Source organism: Dyella sp., assembly GCF_051962475.1.
Classification (GTDB): Bacteria; Pseudomonadota; Gammaproteobacteria; order Xanthomonadales; family Rhodanobacteraceae; genus Dyella_A.
Genome location: NZ_JBQCCF010000069.1, coordinates 385469 through 403035, shown reverse-complemented (window position 1 = coordinate 403035; position 17567 = coordinate 385469). Strand labels below are relative to the sequence as shown.

Here is a 17567-nt window from a genome sequence, read left to right as displayed (position 1 = left end):
GGGGGGGCGGGGCGGGGGCCCCCCGGGGGGGGCGCCCGGCCCCTGTTTTTGGGGGGGGGGGCCCCGGCCCCCCCGGCGCCCCCCCCGGGGGGCCCCCCCCTTCCCGATTCTTGCCTGCGCCCGCAAACCGCACCACAACGCCATCTCCCGCTGATCACCCACGCTCTCCCCGCGTCGGCGACACCCACTGCGTCATGCTGCACTGCAATTTGACAGCGCTGTCATTTCTGCCAGTCTGCCCCGCCAGAGCGGTTCCGCGAGGGAGCCGCGCGCTTCGCAGCAGGGGAGAAAGGCGTGCCCGCATCCGTCCGTCGTTGGCGTTCCGTTCCGGCGATCCTGGCCGTTACCTTGACGTGGTTGCCGCTGGCCGCGGCCATGGCGGGCCAAGCCGCGGCGGCCGTGCATCCGGACCGCTGGCCGCGCGCGCATTGGCCGTTCCCTGCCGATCCGGCGCTGGAGTACAAGGTCGCCGTGTTGATGGCGCAGATGACCGTGGAAGAGAAAGTCGGCCAGCTGATCCAGGCCGACATCCTCAGCGTGACGCCGGATGACGTGCGCAAGTACCACCTGGGCGCGATCCTCGCCGGCGGCAATTCCAAGCCCGGTGCCCGGCTGACGGCGGACGCGAAGCAGTGGCAGGCGCTGTCCGACGCGTTCTATCGCGCGGCGATGGAACGCCACGACGGCCGCCCGGCGATCCCGCTGCTGTTCGGCATCGACGCGGTGCACGGGCACAACAACACCGTCGGCGCCACGCTGTTTCCGCAGAACTCGGCGCTGGGCAACGCGCACGATCCGGAACTGATCCGGCAGATCGGCGCGGCCACCGCGGCGGAGGTGCGCGCCACCGGCATCAACTGGACCTTCGCGCCCACCGTGGCGGTACCGCAGGACGTGCGCTGGGGCCGCAGCTACGAGGGCTATTCGCAGGATCCCAAGCTGGTCGCCGAGTACTCGCGGGCGATGGTCGAGGGCCTGCAGGGCAAGGTCGGCACGCCGCAGTTTCTCAATGACACGCACGTGATCGCCACGGCCAAGCACTACCTCGCCGACGGCGGCACCAAGGACGGCAAGGACCAGGGCGACGCCGAGGTCAGCGAGCGCGAGCTGATCGACGTGCACGCGGCCGGCTACCCGCCGGCGATCGACGCGGGCGTGCAGACGGTGATGGCGTCCTTCTCCGGCTGGAACGGCGTGAAGATGCACGCCAACAAGGCCTTGCTCACCGACGTGCTCAAGCAGCGCATGGACTTCCAGGGCCTGCTGGTGGGCGACTGGAACGCGCACGGCCAGATCCCCGGCTGCAGCAACACCGACTGTCCGATCGCCTACAACGCCGGCATGGACATGCTGATGGCGCCGGACAGCTGGCGCGACCTGTACGAGCACACGCTGGCCGAGGCGAAATCCGGCGCGATTCCGATGGCGCGGCTGGACGACGCGGTGGCGCGCATCCTGCGAGTGAAGTTCCGCGCTGGGCTGTTCGAGGCGGGCTTGCCGTCGGCCCAGCCGCTGGCGCGGCGCGCCGATGAGATCGTCGGCAGCCCCGCGCACCGCGCGCTGGCGCGTCGGGCCGTGCGCGAGTCGCTGGTGCTGCTGAAGAACAACGGCGGCGTGCTGCCGCTCGATCCACGCAAGCGCATCCTGATCGCCGGCGAAGACGCCGACAACATTTCCCGGCAGAGCGGTGGCTGGACGCTGACCTGGCAGGGCACCGGGCTGAGCAACGCGAATTTCCCCGGCGCGCAGTCGATCGGCGGCGGTATCGCCCGCCAGGTCGCCGCCGCCGGCGGTCACGCCGAGATCGCCGTCGATGGCCGTTACACACGCAAGCCCGACGCGGCCGTGGTGGTGTTCGGCGAGGATCCCTACGCCGAGTTCCAGGGCGATCTGCCGAACCTGCTGTACCGCCCGGGCGACGACCACGATCTGCAGCTGATCCGTCGCCTCAAGGCCGCCGGCATTCCGGTGGTGGCGGTGTTCCTCAGCGGTCGCCCGCTGTGGGTGAATCGCGAGATCAACACCGCCGACGCCTTCGTCGCCGCCTGGCTGCCGGGCAGCGAGGGCGAGGGCGTGGCCGACGTGCTGCTGCGCAGTGCCGATGGGCGCATCGCGCACGACTTCCACGGCCGCCTGGCCTATGCCTGGCCGCGCACGGCGCTGCCGGGGCACGGCGCGCCGCAGTTTCCGCTCGGCTACGGGCTGAGCTATGCGCATGGCGCCACCGTGTCCGCGCTGCCGGAGGTGTCGGGCATCCAGGGCGAGCAGATCCCGGTGGGCAACTACATCGACCGCGGCAAGCCGGTGCACGGCTACACGGTGAGCCTGGTCGGCGCCGACGGCGACACCGTCTCCGCCGACGTGTCATCGGCCGCCACGGCGGACGGCAGCCTGCGCATGAGTGCGCTCGACTACCGCGCCCAGGAGGATTCGCGCCGCTTCGCCTGGACGCGCGACCAGGCCACGCTGGCCGTGCAGGCGCAGGCGCCGCTGGACCTGGATCGCCAGACCAACGGCGACGTGCTGCTGGTGGTCACGCTGCGGGTCGATGCGCTGCCGGGGGCGGATGCCTGGATCGGGCTGGGCTGCGGCACGCAGTGCCAGGGGCGGGTGGCGCTGGGGCCGCAGCTGACGCACCTGGCCAGCGGCCAGTGGAGTCGCGTTGGCGTGCCGCTCAAGTGCTTCCGCGCCGCAGGCGCGGACATGCACCACATCGAGCAGCCGTTCCAGCTCGGTGCCGGGGCAGGTTCCTCGCTGGCGGTGTTCCGCGTGGCGCTGGGCACGGATGCCGATCAGGTGGTGACGTGCCCGAAATGAGCCGATGGAGCGGGCTCGAGGGCGTTCCCGCTTCCGCGAATTGACTTGCTGCGCACCAAAAACGCCGCGAGCCGAAGCCAGGAAGATCACGAGATTCAAGGGAAAACAGGAAGTTGCCGCGTTTCACAACTGTGCTGCCGCGCGTCAAGCTTCCAGCGAACGAAACTTTTATCATCGGTAATGACAGCGCTGTCATTTCGGGGATAGCAGATCCGGCCGGCACCGTCGTGCCGGCAACGAACCATCAGACTATGTGGAGGGGGAAGTACATGAAGCTGCGCTACTCGGCGTTGTATGTCGCCATGACCCTGGTGCTCGCTCCAGGCACCGTACTCGCTGCCCCGCAGGACGCGTCGTCGTCCGATGCGGCGCCGGCAAAGAAGAAAGTGACCCAGCTGGACGCGGTGCAGGTGAGCGCGACCAAGCGCGAAACCCCGCTGCAGAAGACGCCGGTGGCGGTCAGTGCGATCTCCGCCAACACGCTCGACAAGGAGCGGGTGATGACCGTGCAGGACATCACCAAGCTGGTGCCCGGCCTGCAGGGCACCTCGCAGGGCGACCACGGCGTGGTCACGCTCACCCTGCGCGGTATCGGCAACGACAGCGCCAAGACCGAATACGCCGACCCCGAGGTGGCCACCTTCGTCGACGGCGTCTACAGCCCGCGCGCCGAAGCGGCGTCCAGCCTGCTGCTGGACATGGACAGCGTGGAAGTGCTGCGCGGCCCGCAGGGCACGCTGTGGGGACGCAACTCCACCGCCGGCGCCATCAGCTTCACCACCGCCAAGCCGGACATCGAAGGCGGCTTCTACGGCAATGGCAGCATCGAGGCCGGCAACTACAACCAGAGCGGCGTGCGCGCCGCGGTGAACCTGCCGATCAGCAGCACCTTCGCCATGCGCGTGGCGGCCGTGCACCAGCAGCACGACGGCTATGTCGACTACCAGAACCCGATCGGCCAGATCCCCTCGGTGGACCAGCAGCGCGTCACCTACCTGGCCACGGGCGGCGATCCGGCGGCGTTCCAGCCGATCGACCCGAACGACTTCGTGAAGGGCGGCAAGAAGTACAACGCGCAGGACCAGTCGGCCGCCCGCGTGAGCGCGCGCTGGAAGCCGTCGGACAACTTCCTGTGGGATCTGTCCTACGAGTACTTCACCGACCGCGGCACGCCCAGCATGAACCTGATGCAGCAACCGCGGCCCGGGCAGAAATTCTGGTCGACCCTGGCCGATGTGGCGCCGTACCTCGACCGCACCGCCAAGTCGGTGCGCAGCCGCATGGACTGGCAGCTCGGCGATGGCCTCGACCTGACCTACGTGGCCGGCTACAACCGCTACTCCGGCAAGAGCGACTTCGACCAGGACGGCGGCGTCAACGTACCTACCAGCTTCACCACCAACGGCGTGTACCAGGAAGACCGCACCAACTTCTCCAACTACTCCAGCTACAGCCACGAGCTGGACCTGAAGTCCACCGGCGAGCAGACCGTCGATTGGATCCTGGGCCTGTACTACGCCCACGAGAACAACAACATCCGCTTCGACATCCCGATCATGAACGGTACCCAGCACGGTACCGTGAGCTGGCAGGGCTCGTTCATCCAGCCCGAAGAGCTGGTGGAGTCGTCGGCGGCGTTCGGCCAGGCCACCTGGCACATGAGCGACACCTGGCGCCTCACCGGCGGCGCGCGCTGGTCACACGACAAGCGCGAGAACCGCGGCGGCATCAACTGGGGTTGGGGTTACAACGCGGCGTACCCGCAACTGCCGCTCTCGCCGTGGCAGAGCCCCGGCGACGCCGGCTTCAACATCAGCCAGCACAACGACGGCACCTACAGCAAGAGCAAGCCGACCTGGCTGGTGCGCATCGACCATGATCTGGGCGCAACCGGGCTGATCTACGCCAGCGTGTCCACCGGCTACAAGTCCGGCGGCACCCAGGACGGCGGCGCGCTGTACAAGCCCGAGACGCTGACCAACTACGAGATCGGCACCAAGTTCTCCTTCCTGGACGGCCACCTGACCTGGAACAGCGCGGCCTACTACGAGGTGTTCAAGAACTACCAGCTGTCCGCGCCGGTGACCTACCCCGACGGCACGCACGGCCTGGGCTTCGCCAACGTGGGCGGCAAGACCAAGGTGGGCGGCCTGGAGTCGGAGCTGGCCTACTCGCAGAACCACGATCGCGCCACGCTGGTGCTCTCGGTGATCCCGGAGAAGAAGCTGGGCACCGAGCGCTATGCGGCCAGCAACGACTACTACGTGCCCACCGCCTGCCCGCCGGAGTCGACCATCAGCAACAACTGCGCGGACATCACCGGCAACGATCTGCCGCACGCGCCGGACGTTTCGCTCACTGCGATCTACGAACACGACTTCGTGCTCGGTAACGGCGGCCGGCTCACCCCGCGCATCAGCTCGCAGTACCAGAGCGCGCAGTGGCTGAGCTGGTTCAACTTCGGCGACGGCGACAAGCAGAAGGCCTACGTGCGCACCGACCTGGCGCTGCGTTACTCCGAGCCGGGCGACAAGTGGTACATCAACGCCTACGTGCAGAACGTCAGCGACGGCCGGGTCAAGAGCAGCGCCGCCGGCAGCACCCTGCTCGCCAACGGCACGGTGGCCTTCACCTCGCAGTATCTGCCGCCGCGCACCTACGGCGTGCAGTTCGGCTTCTGGTTCTGAGCTGATCGACGGCGGCGCGTCATGACGGTCGCGCCGCTCCTCTTTTGCCGTTCCCGAGCCGGTGTTGCAGGAGCTGACGCCGGCACCCTCCCCTTGAATGGCGCATCGGCCGGGTCTCCACGCAGGGGGCCCGGCCTTTCTTTGTCGTTCGACGGTGGGCTGACGGGGCAGGCGGCGACGTGAAGCGGAGGCGCAAGCGATGGCGCGGTTGAAGAAAGTGTTGATCGTCGGCGGCGGCACCGCCGGATGGCTGGTGGCGTGCTACCTGGCCAAGGCGATGCGATCGAGCGATCCATCGGCGGTGCAGGTGCATCTGGTGGAGGCCGAGAACATCGGCCTGCTGGGTGTGGGCGAGGCCACGTTCCCCTCGATCCGCGGCACGCTCGCGGCGATCGGGCTGGACGAGCGCCGGTTCCTCGACGGCGCCCACGCCACCTACAAGCAGGGCATCCACTATCGCCACTGGGTGCGACCGCCGGGCGCGCCGGGACGCGAGGCGTTCTTCCATCCCTTCAGCCTGCCCAGCCAACGTCCAGGCGGACCGGAGCTGCTGCCGTACTGGCTGCTGGGCGAGGCGCCGGCGGGCCTGTCGTTCGCCGAGGCGGTAGCGATGCAGAGCCGGGTGGTGCAGCACCAGCGCGCGCCCAAGCGTCCGCAGGACGGCGACTACCAGGGGCCGCTGAACCACGCCTTCCATTTCGACGCCGCCTGCTTCGCCAAGGTGCTGGCCGAACACGGTACCCAGGTACTCGGCGTGCATCGTCACGTGGCGACCGTCGAGCGCGCCGAGCTGGACGAACGCGGCGCCATCGCGCGATTGATCACCAGCGAGCTCGGCGCCCTGACCGCCGACCTCTACGTGGACTGCACCGGCCTGCGCGGGCACCTCATCGACGGCGCCATGCAGTCGCCGTTCCACAGCCGCGCCGACGTGCTGTTCGCCGATCGCGCGGTAGCGATGCAGGTGCCGTACGAGCGGCCCGATGCGCCGATTCCCTCCTACACCATCGCTACCGCGCAGGAGGCCGGCTGGACCTGGGACATCGGCTTGCAGCAGCGCCGCGGTGTGGGCTACGTCTATTCCTCGCGGCACAGCGACGATGCGCGCGCCGAGCAGGTGCTGCGCAGTTACCTCGGGGCCTCGGCCGAGGGCCTGACGCCCCTGCGCATCCGTTTCGAGACCGGCTACCGCCCCGAGCACTGGTGCCACAACTGCGTGGCGGTGGGGCTCGCCGGCGGCTTCGTCGAACCGCTGGAATCCACCGGCATCGCCCTGGTGGAGCTGGGCGCCTACCTGCTCACCCACGCGCTGCCGGCCGACCTCGACGACCTCCCGCGCATCGCGCGCCACCACAACGCGATGATGGTGGCGCGCTACGAGCGGATCATCGACTTCATCAAGATGCACTACTGCATCAGCCAGCGCGGCGACACGCCGTTCTGGATCGACAACGCCGACCCCGCCAGCATCCCGCAAACGCTGCAGGACAAGCTGGCACTGTGGCGGCATCGCCCGCCGCATCGACTGGATTTCGTCAGCGACCTGGAGATGTTCCAGGTGGCGAGCTGGCAGTACGTGCTTTACGGCATGGAGTTCCACACCGACATCGAGCCGATGCGCCACGCCTACCCACAGGTGGACGAAGCGCGGCGCGAGTTCGCAGCGATCCAGCAGGTGGCGCAGCACGCCCTCGGCGACCTGCCCGACCATCGCGCCTTCGTCGAGCGGATGGTGGGTGAGCACCGCGAGCGTGCCGGGCGGCGGCACGCCGCGGCCTGATTCGCGCCCGCCGATGTGGCGCGGGGCCGGAGAATCGCGCGCGTCGGCCTGCCACCGGGCACTCGGCTGCCCCTTTCGTCGCTGGCCGAGCACGCCGGTGCCGACCGCGCGAAGAAACGCCTCCGTTTCGCCGGTGAAAACCAACTCGGGACAACGTAGGACTGCGGCCGACCAGAACGATGCGCGGTGATACAGCGAGACAGAGCCACGCCAGGCGGCGGGGCTCCTTCCTCATTCGCAGGATGTCCGCCTTCCTGTGCGGCAGAATCCGGCGGTCTACAACCCCACCAGCGGCTGCACCTTGCGCGCGAACCACCCCGGGAAGCGCAGCGGGGCGTCCAGCGCGGCGACGCAGATGCACGGTACGCCGGGCGAGGTCACCGGCTGGTGCTCGACCTCGCCGTCCAGATCGGCCATGTCGCCCGGGCCGAAATGACCCAGCGCATCGTCGTACGCGCCTTTGAGGATCTGGGTCAGCTCGGAGCCGCCGTGACTGTGCACCGGCATGCTCTTGCCGGGCGCGATCTTCAGCAGGATGAGGTTGTCGCCGGTGGGCCGCGCGGCGCGGATCATGTGCACGCCGGGGGCGGTCCAGCGCCAGCGCAAGGCGCGCCAGGACGAGCCGAAATACGGGCGCAGCGGCCGCGGCAGCAGGTCGATATCGGTGGTCTGGGCGGGCGCATCGTCCTCGCCGCCCAGACGCGGCGGGGCGGGCGGCGTCGCATCGAGCCGGGCGAGCATCTGCGCGCGCAGCTGGGCCTGGCGGCCGCCCTCGTCGGCTGGCTGGCGCTGGCTGAGCAGGAAGCCGCCGATGCGCTCGGCAAACGCCAGCTGCTGACGGCAGTGCCCACAGACCTCCAGATGGGTCGCGGCCACGGCGCGAAGGCCGTCGGACATCGCGCCAGCGGCGTAGCTGACCAGAGTCGCCTCGTCCAGGTGATGGCGCGGGTTCATGCCGCCCCCCTGCACACTTCCACCTGCAGCTTGAGGAAGGCGCGGCGCAGTGAGGACTTCACCGTACCCAGCGGCATCCCCAGCTCGGCGGCGATCTCGCAGTGCGTCTTGGCTTCGAAATAGGACATGCGGATCAATCGCGCCTGGGTGGCGGGCAACTTCTCGATGCGCCGTGCCAGGTCGACATGGTCGGCGTAGCTCTCGGCCCGCGAGAACGCCTCATCGGTGGCTTCTTCCGGCACCTCCACGCCTTCCGGCAGCGACACCCAGTAGCGCTCCTGGCGCAGGCGGTCGATGTGCAGGTTGCGGGCGATGCGGAACAGCCAGGTGGCCAGGCTGCCGCGGCTGGCCTCGAACATGGCGGCACGCTGCCACAGCCGCAGCAGCACCTCCTGGGCCAGCTCCTCGGCGACGGCCTCGGTCGAACCCTGACCGCGCAGGTAGAGACGCACGCGGGGAAAGAAATGGTCGTAGATGCGCATGAAACTGTCACGGTCGGCACGAGCCGCCACCGCCGCCATTTCGGCAGCCCAGTCCTCGGCAGTCTTCGGTTGCGGGTCGTGGGTCGACATGGCTCGCGCCGCCTCGAAAGGCGACAGGCTCCAGCGGGTGGCGTCGTGCTTCATGGTCGAACGGCAATTGGGAAGTCCGCTCGATGTACGGACAGTGCCCGGATTTGGATGCGATAGCCAGCGTGGCCATGTGCCTCCCTGCCATCGCGGCAGCCCGGAGGGATGAGTGGCCTCGTCCATGTCGCGGCTGCTGGGCCCGCCCTTACGGAGCGACGCTGTGCCCCGGGTGAGGCTCAGAAGTGCGCAAGCCGGGGTTCGCGTGGACATTGGCGCCGGTATGACGCCCGCCGTCGAGTGCCGGTGGCAGGGTCGGTCCGTCGCGCCGTTCGCGCCGCCACCGCCCCGGGGCGCAACCCATCTCGCGGTGGAACACCCGCGAGAAATGCGCTTGGTCGGCAAAGCCGCAGGCCATCGCGATCTGCGTCATCTGCTCGTTGCTGCCCAGCAGCAGCTCACGCGCCCGGGCGAGCCGCAGGGCGATGACGTAGGCGTGCGGAGACATGCTGAAGCTGAGCCGGAAGGCGCGTGAGAAATAGCTGGTGCTCAGCCGGATCACGCGGGCCATCTCTTCGACCCGGATCGGCGTGTCCAGGCGGGCCTGAATATGGTCGATCACCCGCCGCGCCTGCCACGGTGCCAGGCCGTGAACGGGATGCTGCACCGGGTCCGACGGCGCCGGTGTGCGGGACTCGGCGTCCCGCAGCAGTTCCAGGGCCCGTTGGATCTGCCGTTTGGCGGTGTGGGCATCGCCACCGAGCGCCAGCCGGGCGCGCTGGAGAAGCTGGGAAACCGTCGGAACGATCGCGTCCCGTTCCATCGACTCGTTCATGGTGTCGCGTCCCCGCTACTGGGCTCACCGCCGGGTCACCTTGAACTATCACCACTAAGGGGCTGGAGAACCATTGATCCGTGGACGGAAAATTCGACTGCACCGACGGACGACAGGAGGCTCCTCCTTTCGGGCGAGACACGGGTCCCGCCGCCCGCGGCCCGCCAGGTTGGCTAGAGCCGGATCAGGCCGCGCCGGTTCGCCTCGGTGAGGGCTTCGGTGCGGCTCAGGACCTGCAGTTTGGTGAAGATGCTGCGCAGATGCGATTTGACCGTGGTTTCGCCGATCAGCAACTGCCGGGCGATGTCCTTGTTGCTGCATCCGCGCGCCAGCAGAGTGAGCACCTCCAGCTCGCGGCCGGTCAGTGCTTCGCCGCTGACGGTGGAGGCGAGCTTGGCCAGCAGCAGCGGCGGAATGCGCACCTCGCCGGCATGGACGGCGCGGATGCATTCGAGCAGTTCTTCGCGCTGCGCATCCTTGAGCATGTACCCCTTTGCGCCGGCCACGATCGCGCGGGTGATGTCGTGATCGGTATCGAACGTGGTCAGCACGATGAGCCGGGCCGCAGCGTCTTCGCGCCGGATCGCCTCGATGGCGCCAACCCCATCGAGCATCGGCATGCGCAGGTCGAGCAGGGTCACGTCGGGGCGGTATTCCAGCCACCGCTCGACGCAAGCCTGGCCGTTGGCCGCTTCGCCCGCCACGAGCATGTCTGACTGGCGTCCGATGATCGCCGCCAGGCCCTCGCGCACCGTCACGTGATCGTCGGCGATCAACACCCGGATCGGTGACGATGGAAGCGGCGGTGTAGCTGAAACCTGCGTTGTCATCACCGTGATTTCCTTGGCTGGGAGGTCGTCGGCAGGCGGACAGAAAGCTTCGTGCCGTGACTGCTCGCGCTCTTGACCTTCATTTCGCCACCCATGGCGTCGACTCGTTCGCGCATGCCCAGCAGGCCGAAGCCATCGCGCCTTGCTGCCGGATCGAAGCCACGTCCATCGTCGACAAGCTCCAGACGCACCTCGCTGCGAGCGAAGGTGACCGTGGCGATGAACCGCGATGCCTGTGCGTGACGCAGCACGTTGGTCAGCGCTTCCTGGGCGATGCGGAACAAGGCCTCCTCGCAGTCCGCTGGCAGCGTCCGGAGAACCCCGGCCACTTTCAGCTCGGTATGCAGCGCCGTGCCTTCGGTCAGCTTGCCGAACAGCGCGCGCAGGGCGACGGTCACCTCGCCGTGTTCCAGTGACTGCGGGCGCAACGCCTGCACCGAGCGACGGGCCTCGCTGAGGCTCTCGCGCGCCAAGCTGCGGGCGGTGACGATGTGCTGTTCCGCTTCCTGCCCGAGGCCGCGCCGGCTGGCATCCTCGGCGGCCTCCAGCTGCACGATGACGCCGGTGAAGCCCTGCGCCAGCGTGTCGTGGATGTCGCGCGCAATGCGGTTGCGCTCATCCATCACGGCCGCGTCGCGTCCCTGCGCGGACAACTCGGCCAGCCGGATCATCAGCATGGCCTGCTGTGCCAGCGCCTGGGCCAGCTCGATCTGTTCCGACTCAAAACTGCGCTGCTGCTTGAAACGAAGCCCGATGGCGCCCTCCAGCTGCCCGGCGATCATCATGGGCACCAGCAGCACGGTGATGATGCCCAGCGGCAGCAGCCGATCGCGCAGGGCAAACGGAGGCACGGTCCGGATGTCTTCGATGACGCTGGGTTTGCCGGAACGAAAGACGTCGGGCCAGGGCCAGATGTCTTCCATCGGGAGCATCAGGTCGAGCCCGGCAAAGCGCGGGTCGGTCCTCGGCACGACGCGGTCGTCCTCGAACGCGAACTCGATCCTTACCTTGCCGTCGACCTGACCACGTCGCCAGACGCTGGCGCTGTGCGCGCCAAACTGGGCGGTCAGCGTGCGCAGGATGTGCGTGACCAGCTGGTTGGGGTCCGGCTCCATCGCGAGCGCATCCAGGGCGCTCTTGAGCGCGTTGACCTGCCCCCGCGCGAGTTGCTCGGACGCCAGCAGCGCTCGCTCGGCGCGCTTGCGCCCTTCGATGTCGATATTGGCGCCGTACCACTTGAGCACCTGGCCGGTGGCGTCGAGCAGTGGCGCGTAGCGGAAAAGAAACCAGCGGTACTCGCCGTCGAAGCGGCGCACGCGCGCCTCGAGCTCGTCGGGAGCGCGCCGCACCATCGCTCCGCGCCACTGCACTTCCAGCCCTGGCAGATCGTCCGGATGGATGGTGCGGGTCCAGCCCCAGCCGAGGGCGTCGTCCATCGCTATCCCGGTGTACTCACACCACTGCTTGTTGAGGAACTCCACCGGTCCATCGGCGCTGCCGAACCAGGCCAGCCCGGGGATGGTGTCGATCGCGGTGCGGAAGCTCTTCTCCCAGCTCTGGAGATCGCCCGAGAGGGTCGCGCTCTTGTGCGCGGTGCGTGAACGGGGCGGAGCATCCGTCATGGCACCGATCCCCTCGCAGTCATGGCATGGCGCTGGCGTCGACCCTGCCAGTAGGCAGAGGGCTGTGTGGCTGCCTGGTGCACGTCTGTTTGCCGGGCCATGGATCGTCTTCCCTTCGTGCGACACGCGGCTGAGGCGCGGATACCGCCGCCACATAGCGGAGCAGCAGGCCGCGGGGTTTCGTCCCGTGCACAACAACGCCGATCGGGACGGGTGAGCAGCATAGTCCCGTGGCGGGGCGCCGGCTTGAACGAACCGGCCGGCGATCTTCGACGTAGGCTTGCGTATCGGGGGAGGCGGCCGGCGCATGTCGCCATGGCAGAGATCGACAAGTCCGGCAGGCACGATCAAGCCAATCCCCGGCTGATCACCTACGTTCCGGGCACCACGTCGCGCCAAGGTGCCACCATGATCCGGACATTTGTCTCCCTCATCGCCTGCAGTCTCCTGTTCGTCGCGTCGACCTGCGCAGCCGCGGTCAAGCCGTACCCGGCCAGCTTCAAGACCGAAACGATCGACGCCAACGGAACCCAGATCTACGTGCGTGTCGGCGGGCACGGCCCGGCCGTGGTCATGCTGCATGGCTACGGCGAGACCGGCGACATGTGGCAACCGCTCGCCGTGGCCATGGCCAAGAACCACACCGTGATCGTGCCGGACCTTCGCGGCATGGGGCTGTCCGCGCATCCGGACGGAGGCTACGACAAGAAAAACCAGGGACGCGATGTGGCTGCCGTGCTGGACGCGCTGCACGTTGACCGGGTGGATGTGGTCGCTCACGACATCGGCAACATGGTCGCGTTCGCGTTTGTGGCCGAGCAGCCGCAGCGCGTGACCCATCTGGTGCTGATGGATGCCCCGATTCCCGGGGTGGGGCCGTGGGAGGAGATTCTGAAGAATCCGCTGCTCTGGCACTTCCGCTTTTACGGCCCGGACATGGAGCGCCTGGTCAAAGGCCGCGAGCGGATCTACCTCGACCGCTTCTGGAATGAGTTCTCGGCCGACCCCAAGAACTTCGACGAAGCGAGCCGCGAGCACTACGCCAAGCTCTACGCGCGACCGAAAGCCATGCATGACGGCTTCGAACAGTTCCATGCGTTCGACCAGGATGCCCAGGACAACCGTGAGTTCCTCACCGCGGGTCCGATCTCTGTCCCCGTGCTCGCCATCGGTGGCGAGAAATCCTTCGGCACGCAGATGGCGGTGGTGGCCCGGGCCGCGTTTAGCAATGTCCGAGGCGCAGTCATCCCGCACGCGGGTCACTGGCTGATGGAGGAGAACCCCCAGGCCACCGTTGCCGCGGTGCAGGAGTTCATCCCGTGAGCGTGTTCGGCAGAATCGGCTGTCGTCGCGGATACCTGGTCATCGCATGGCTGGTTGCGCCGCTGGTCGCGGCGGCAGATCCCGGCAATGGCCAGCTCAGGCTCGCCCCCACGGACATCGCGGCGCTGGCGAAAGGTGGCGCGGGCGCGGGAACCTCCGGCGTGGCTGGGATCCGAACTACCGTGCTGTTCGGCAACCCCGAAGCGGCCGGGCCCTACACGATCGCGCTGCGGGTTCCTCCGCATACGACCATCGCAGCCCATACCCATCGCGACAGCCGCACCGCGGTCGTGGTGTCCGGTACCTGGTGGTTCGGCTACGGCCCGGCCAACACCAGCGACCGGCTCAAGGCGCTTCCTCCCGGCAGCTTCTATACCGAACCAGGTGGCCAGGCGCACTTCGCCCGGACCGGCGATGAGAGCGCCGTCGTCTACATCACCGGCATCGGCCCCACCGACACCCACTACCTCGACGCTGCTGCCGACCCGCGTCGGCCATAGCCGCGACGCTTCTACCCATTCCCGCAGAGGATCCTGCCTCATGACCTCCTACGCGAAGATTCGCGATCCCATCGCCGACCATCTGCTCACGCCGCAAAACGCCGCCGTGCTGATCATCGACTACCAGCCCGTGCAGGTGAGCTCCATCGCCTCGCGCGACAAACGGCAGCTGGTCGCCAATATCACCGCGCTGGCCCGCATCGCGAAGCTCTACGCCCTGCCGGTGGTGCTCGCGACGGTGAACGTGTCCACAGGGCGTAACCAGCCGACGATCCACCAGATCACTGAGGTTCTGGGCGATGTGCCGATCGTCGATCGCACCTCGATCAATGCCTGGGAAGACCGGGATTTTGTCGCCGCGGTCAAGGCGACCGGCAGGAAGAAACTGATCATGGCGGCATTGTGGACCGAGGTGTGCCTGGTCCATCCTGCGCTGGATGCGCTCGCCGACGGCTTCGAGGTATACCCCGTGGTCGATGCCTGTGGCGGCACGTCGCTCGAGGCCCACAATGCCGGGCTCGAGCGCCTGGCGCAGGCCGGCGCCAAGCCCACGAGCTGGGTGCAGCTGATCTGCGAGCTGCAGCGTGACTGGAACCGCGAGGCCACCGTGCCCGGCTTTGCCGACATTCTCTTCGCTATCGAGGGGCACTGAGCGCGTCCAGCGTTAGTGCGAGGAGGAGCTGCGCCTGCGGTCCCCCCATGAGCCATAAATTGGCCGGCCTGCTAAACCCTTAGGCTGGCCATCGCAGGCACGATGCTACCTCCGCACGGGCGACCTCACGAGGGAGGGGCTTCAAACTTGAAATGGGCGCCCTCCCGAACGGCCACAATGGGCGGGCGTCCGGGAGATTTGGCCAAGCCGGCCAGATCGCGTAGTAAGAGGCATATGGCGGCGGAAAACTGGGCCCACCAGGACTCGAACCTGGAACCAAAGGATTATGAGTCCTCTGCTCTAACCATTGAGCTATAGGCCCGCAAGGCTGCGCAGTTTAGCCGTTCGTGCACCGGTCGTGGTGTCCGTCTCTGCATCACCGGCGTTGTCCGGACCGTCGTCACAGCGAGTCGCTGACATGAAAACGCCCGCAGTGAGCGGGCGTTTTCGGTGAGCGATGGCAGCTGTGGTTATTCCAGGTCGAGGAACGAGCGCAGCTGTTCCGAGCGGCTGGGGTGACGCAGCTTGCGCAGGGCCTTGGCTTCGATCTGGCGGATGCGCTCGCGGGTAACGTCGAACTGCTTGCCGACTTCTTCCAGCGTGTGATCGGTGTTCATGTCGATGCCGAAGCGCATGCGCAGTACCTTGGCCTCGCGCGGGGTGAGCCCGGCGAGCACGTCACGCACGGTTTCCATCAAGCCGGTCTCGGTGGCCGAGTCGATCGGCGAGCTGGCGTTACCGTCCTCGATGAAGTCGCCCAGGTGAGAGTCCTCGTCGTCGCCGATCGGGGTCTCCATGGAGATCGGTTCCTTGGCGATCTTCAACACCTTGCGGATCTTGTCCTCGGGCATGTCCATCTCCTTGGCCAGCTCCTCCGGCGTAGCCTCGCGGCCGAACTGCTGGAGCATCTGGCGGGAGATGCGGTTCAACTTGTTGATCGTCTCGATCATGTGGACCGGGATGCGGATGGTCCTGGCCTGATCAGCGATGCTGCGGGTGATCGCCTGGCGGATCCACCAGGTGGCGTAGGTCGAGAACTTGTAGCCGCGGCGGTATTCGAACTTGTCCACCGCCTTCATCAGGCCGATGTTGCCTTCCTGGATGAGGTCCAGGAACTGCAGGCCGCGGTTGGTGTACTTCTTGGCGATCGAGATCACCAGGCGCAGGTTGGCCTCGACCATTTCCTTCTTGGCGCGGCGCGCCTTTGCCTCGCCCACGCTCATGGCGCGGTTGATGTCCTTGATGTCGGTCAGCGGCAGAAACAGCTTGCGCTCGATCGCGGCGAGCTTTTCCTGCTCGGCGTCGATCGCGTCCTTGTGGGTCTTGATGTTCGGCGACCACTTCTGGCGTTTGCGGCCCAGCTCAGCCGCCCACTCGAGGTTGCCCTCGTTGCTGGGGAAGGTCTTGAGGAACTCGGCCTTGGGCATCTTCACCTGCTTGACAAAGATGTCCATCAGCACGCGCTCGTGGTGGCGGATGTCGCCCACCACCTCGCGCAGCTTGCGCACGAAGCTGTCGATCAGCGCCGACGGCAGCTTGAGCTTGAGGAACTCCTCGGCCATCTGGTCGCGCAGCTTGACGATCTTCTTGTCGGTGATGCCGGTGGCCTTGGGCGCGGCCTTCTGGAACTTGGCGTAGTAGTCGCGCAGCAGTTCCATGCGACGCTTGACCTCTTCCGGATCCGGACCGGTCGGGCCGGCTTCCTCGTCGTCGGAGCTGGTGTCGTCGTCTTCCTCTTCCTCGTCGCCTTCCTCCTCGGTGCGGTTGGCGGCGGCTTCCTCGGCTTCGGCGAGCGCGGCGTCGGCGGCGGCTTCCAGGTCGAGGAAGCCGGCGAGGATTTCGGACAGACGGCGCTTGCCGTCCAGGTGCTGGTCGTACTCTTCCAGCAGCAGTTCGATGGTCAACGGGAAGCTGGCCAGCGCGGTCTGCACCTGGCCCAGGCCTTCCTCGATGCGCTTGGCGATGGCGATCTCGCCCTCACGGGTGAGCAGCTCGACCGTGCCCATCTCACGCATGTACATGCGCACGGGGTCGGTGGTGCGGCCCACTTCGGAGTCGACCGCCGACAGCAGGGCCACGGCTTCCTCGGCCGCGGCCTCGTCGTCGTTGCCGCCACCGGGGGCGTTGTCGGCCAGCGGATCGGCGTCCGGCGCGGCGTCGTGCACCTCGATGCCGACGCCCTTGAGCACCGCCATGATGTCTTCGATCTGCTCCGGATCGACGATGTCGTCGGGCAGGTGGTCGTTGATCTCGGCATAGGTCAGGTAGCCCTGCTCCAGACCCTTGGAGATGAGCGCCTTGATTTCTGACTGTTGCTCGGGAGCTTTGCTATTCATACCTACCGCCGCGGATGCAGGAACCGATCAGTATAGCCATGTGCTGCTTTTTTGACCAGTTTTCAAGTGGGGATCGAAAGGGAACTGGGCAGCAAGAATCGCGCCAGATCGCGCCGTAGCGCGTGTTCGCTGGAGCGTTCGCCATCAGGTTTCGAGCCAGAAGGTCACCGGTCCGTCGTTGACCAGGTGTACCTGCATATGGGCGCCGAAGCGGCCGGTTTCCACCCGTGGGTGGGCAAGGCGGGCCAGCTCGACCAGACGATCGAACCAGTGCTGGCCGTGCTCGGGCGCGGCTGCCGTGGTGAAGCTCGGCCGCATGCCAGAACGGGTGTCGGCGGCCAGGGTGAACTGGCTCACCAGCAGCAGGTCGCCGCCGGTGTCGGTAAGCGAACGGTTCATCTTGCCCGCGGCATCGGCAAACACCCGATACCCGAGCAGCCGCTGCACCATGCGCTGCGCCTGCGGCTCGCCGTCCTCCGGCTGCACGGCCACGAGGGCCAGCAGACCCGCGCCGATGGCGCCCACGGTTTGGTTGTCGACAGACACATGCGCCGAGGTGACGCGCTGAATCAGGGCGATCATGCAGGGTTCCGAAGCAGACGCTTCAGCTTAGCGCGATCGTTTCCCGCTGGCAGCAGGTGGCGGCGAGGCTTCGACTAAACTGC

Annotated in this window: 13 protein-coding genes and 1 tRNA gene; 6 read left to right on the top strand and 8 right to left on the bottom strand. The window is 67.5% G+C overall.

Features of this window, described 5'->3' with window-relative positions:
* Positions 1 to 375: 375 nt before the first annotated feature.
* The 3 genes from ACTHJF_RS17045 (at position 376) to ACTHJF_RS17035 (ending at position 7284) form a co-directional block, all read left to right on the top strand.
* Positions 376 to 2817 carry a glycoside hydrolase family 3 N-terminal domain-containing protein gene (locus ACTHJF_RS17045; RefSeq protein WP_440268179.1) on the top strand — a complete coding sequence of 814 codons (2442 nt, stop codon included), beginning with the start codon at positions 376 to 378 and terminating at the stop codon, positions 2815 to 2817.
* Positions 2818 to 3086: 269 nt separating this feature from the next.
* A complete protein-coding gene (locus ACTHJF_RS17040) occupies positions 3087 to 5504 on the top strand; it encodes a TonB-dependent receptor (protein ID WP_440268157.1) in 2418 nt (805 codons plus the stop codon).
* A 199-nt stretch (positions 5505 to 5703) separates the two neighbouring features.
* Positions 5704 to 7284, top strand: coding sequence for a tryptophan halogenase family protein (locus ACTHJF_RS17035; RefSeq protein ID WP_440268156.1), 1581 nt, complete (start codon positions 5704 to 5706; stop codon positions 7282 to 7284).
* A gap of 276 nt (positions 7285 to 7560) precedes the next feature.
* Here the strand turns inward: ACTHJF_RS17035 and ACTHJF_RS17030 are convergent, their stop codons facing one another.
* The 5 genes from ACTHJF_RS17030 to ACTHJF_RS17010 form a co-directional block, all read right to left on the bottom strand.
* The gene (locus tag ACTHJF_RS17030; protein ID WP_440268155.1) at positions 7561 to 8238 is read right to left on the bottom strand and encodes a ChrR family anti-sigma-E factor; all 678 of its coding nucleotides are present in this window, start codon (positions 8236 to 8238) and stop codon (positions 7561 to 7563) included.
* Entirely contained in the window at positions 8235 to 8864 is a 630-nt protein-coding gene (locus tag ACTHJF_RS17025) for a sigma-70 family RNA polymerase sigma factor (protein WP_440268154.1), read from the bottom strand. Before ACTHJF_RS17025 ends, ACTHJF_RS17030 begins: the two co-directional genes overlap by 4 nt.
* 148 nt (positions 8865 to 9012) lie before the next feature.
* Positions 9013 to 9639: a helix-turn-helix domain-containing protein gene (locus ACTHJF_RS17020; protein ID WP_440268153.1), complete on the bottom strand. Its 627-nt coding sequence runs from the start codon at positions 9637 to 9639 to the stop codon at positions 9013 to 9015.
* 173 nt (positions 9640 to 9812) lie between these two features.
* A complete protein-coding gene (locus tag ACTHJF_RS17015; RefSeq protein ID WP_440268178.1) occupies positions 9813 to 10418 on the bottom strand; it encodes a response regulator in 606 nt (201 codons plus the stop codon).
* 50 nt (positions 10419 to 10468) lie between these two features.
* Positions 10469 to 12436 carry a sensor histidine kinase gene (locus ACTHJF_RS17010; protein ID WP_440268177.1) on the bottom strand — a complete coding sequence of 656 codons (1968 nt, stop codon included), beginning with the start codon at positions 12434 to 12436 and terminating at the stop codon, positions 10469 to 10471.
* Here ACTHJF_RS17010 and ACTHJF_RS17005 point away from each other — a divergent pair.
* From ACTHJF_RS17005 to ACTHJF_RS16995, 3 genes are read left to right on the top strand one after another with little or no spacing between them, the layout of a single operon-like run.
* Positions 12407 to 13414, top strand: a complete 1008-nt coding sequence (locus tag ACTHJF_RS17005) for an alpha/beta fold hydrolase (RefSeq protein ID WP_440268152.1) — start codon at positions 12407 to 12409, stop codon at positions 13412 to 13414. The two genes, ACTHJF_RS17010 and ACTHJF_RS17005, sit on opposite strands and share 30 nt — an antisense overlap.
* Positions 13411 to 13914: a cupin domain-containing protein gene (locus ACTHJF_RS17000; protein ID WP_440268151.1), complete on the top strand. Its 504-nt coding sequence runs from the start codon at positions 13411 to 13413 to the stop codon at positions 13912 to 13914. Before ACTHJF_RS17005 ends, ACTHJF_RS17000 begins: the two co-directional genes overlap by 4 nt.
* Before the next feature lie 40 nt (positions 13915 to 13954).
* A complete protein-coding gene (locus ACTHJF_RS16995; RefSeq protein WP_440268150.1) occupies positions 13955 to 14566 on the top strand; it encodes a hydrolase in 612 nt (203 codons plus the stop codon).
* Between the two features lie 249 nt (positions 14567 to 14815).
* On the opposite strand, the gene ACTHJF_RS16990 is transcribed toward ACTHJF_RS16995, so the two are convergent.
* From ACTHJF_RS16990 to dtd, 3 genes are all read right to left on the bottom strand, one after another.
* Positions 14816 to 14888 (bottom strand) — tRNA-Ile (locus ACTHJF_RS16990).
* Between the two features lie 148 nt (positions 14889 to 15036).
* Entirely contained in the window at positions 15037 to 16902 is a 1866-nt protein-coding gene (gene rpoD, locus ACTHJF_RS16985) for an RNA polymerase sigma factor RpoD (protein ID WP_440258002.1), read from the bottom strand.
* Positions 16903 to 17046: 144 nt separating this feature from the next.
* A complete protein-coding gene (gene dtd / locus ACTHJF_RS16980; RefSeq protein ID WP_440268149.1) occupies positions 17047 to 17484 on the bottom strand; it encodes a D-aminoacyl-tRNA deacylase in 438 nt (145 codons plus the stop codon).
* Positions 17485 to 17567 lie beyond the last annotated feature (83 nt).

Excerpts from the sequence above, each read along its gene's own strand:
- ACTHJF_RS17045 (WP_440268179.1), top strand. The coding sequence starts at position 376 with ATGGCGGGCCAAGCCGCGGCGGCCGTGCATCCGGACCGCTGGCCGCGC.
- ACTHJF_RS17040 (WP_440268157.1), top strand. The coding sequence starts at position 3,087 with ATGAAGCTGCGCTACTCGGCGTTGTATGTCGCCATGACCCTGGTGCTC.
- ACTHJF_RS17035 (WP_440268156.1), top strand. The coding sequence starts at position 5,704 with ATGGCGCGGTTGAAGAAAGTGTTGATCGTCGGCGGCGGCACCGCCGGA.
- ACTHJF_RS17030 (WP_440268155.1), bottom strand. The coding sequence starts at position 8,238 with ATGAACCCGCGCCATCACCTGGACGAGGCGACTCTGGTCAGCTACGCC.
- ACTHJF_RS17025 (WP_440268154.1), bottom strand. The coding sequence starts at position 8,864 with ATGAAGCACGACGCCACCCGCTGGAGCCTGTCGCCTTTCGAGGCGGCG.
- ACTHJF_RS17020 (WP_440268153.1), bottom strand. The coding sequence starts at position 9,639 with ATGAACGAGTCGATGGAACGGGACGCGATCGTTCCGACGGTTTCCCAG.
- ACTHJF_RS17005 (WP_440268152.1), top strand. The coding sequence starts at position 12,407 with ATGGCAGAGATCGACAAGTCCGGCAGGCACGATCAAGCCAATCCCCGG.
- ACTHJF_RS16995 (WP_440268150.1), top strand. The coding sequence starts at position 13,955 with ATGACCTCCTACGCGAAGATTCGCGATCCCATCGCCGACCATCTGCTC.
- rpoD (WP_440258002.1), bottom strand. The coding sequence starts at position 16,902 with ATGAATAGCAAAGCTCCCGAGCAACAGTCAGAAATCAAGGCGCTCATC.
- dtd (WP_440268149.1), bottom strand. The coding sequence starts at position 17,484 with ATGATCGCCCTGATTCAGCGCGTCACCTCGGCGCATGTGTCTGTCGAC.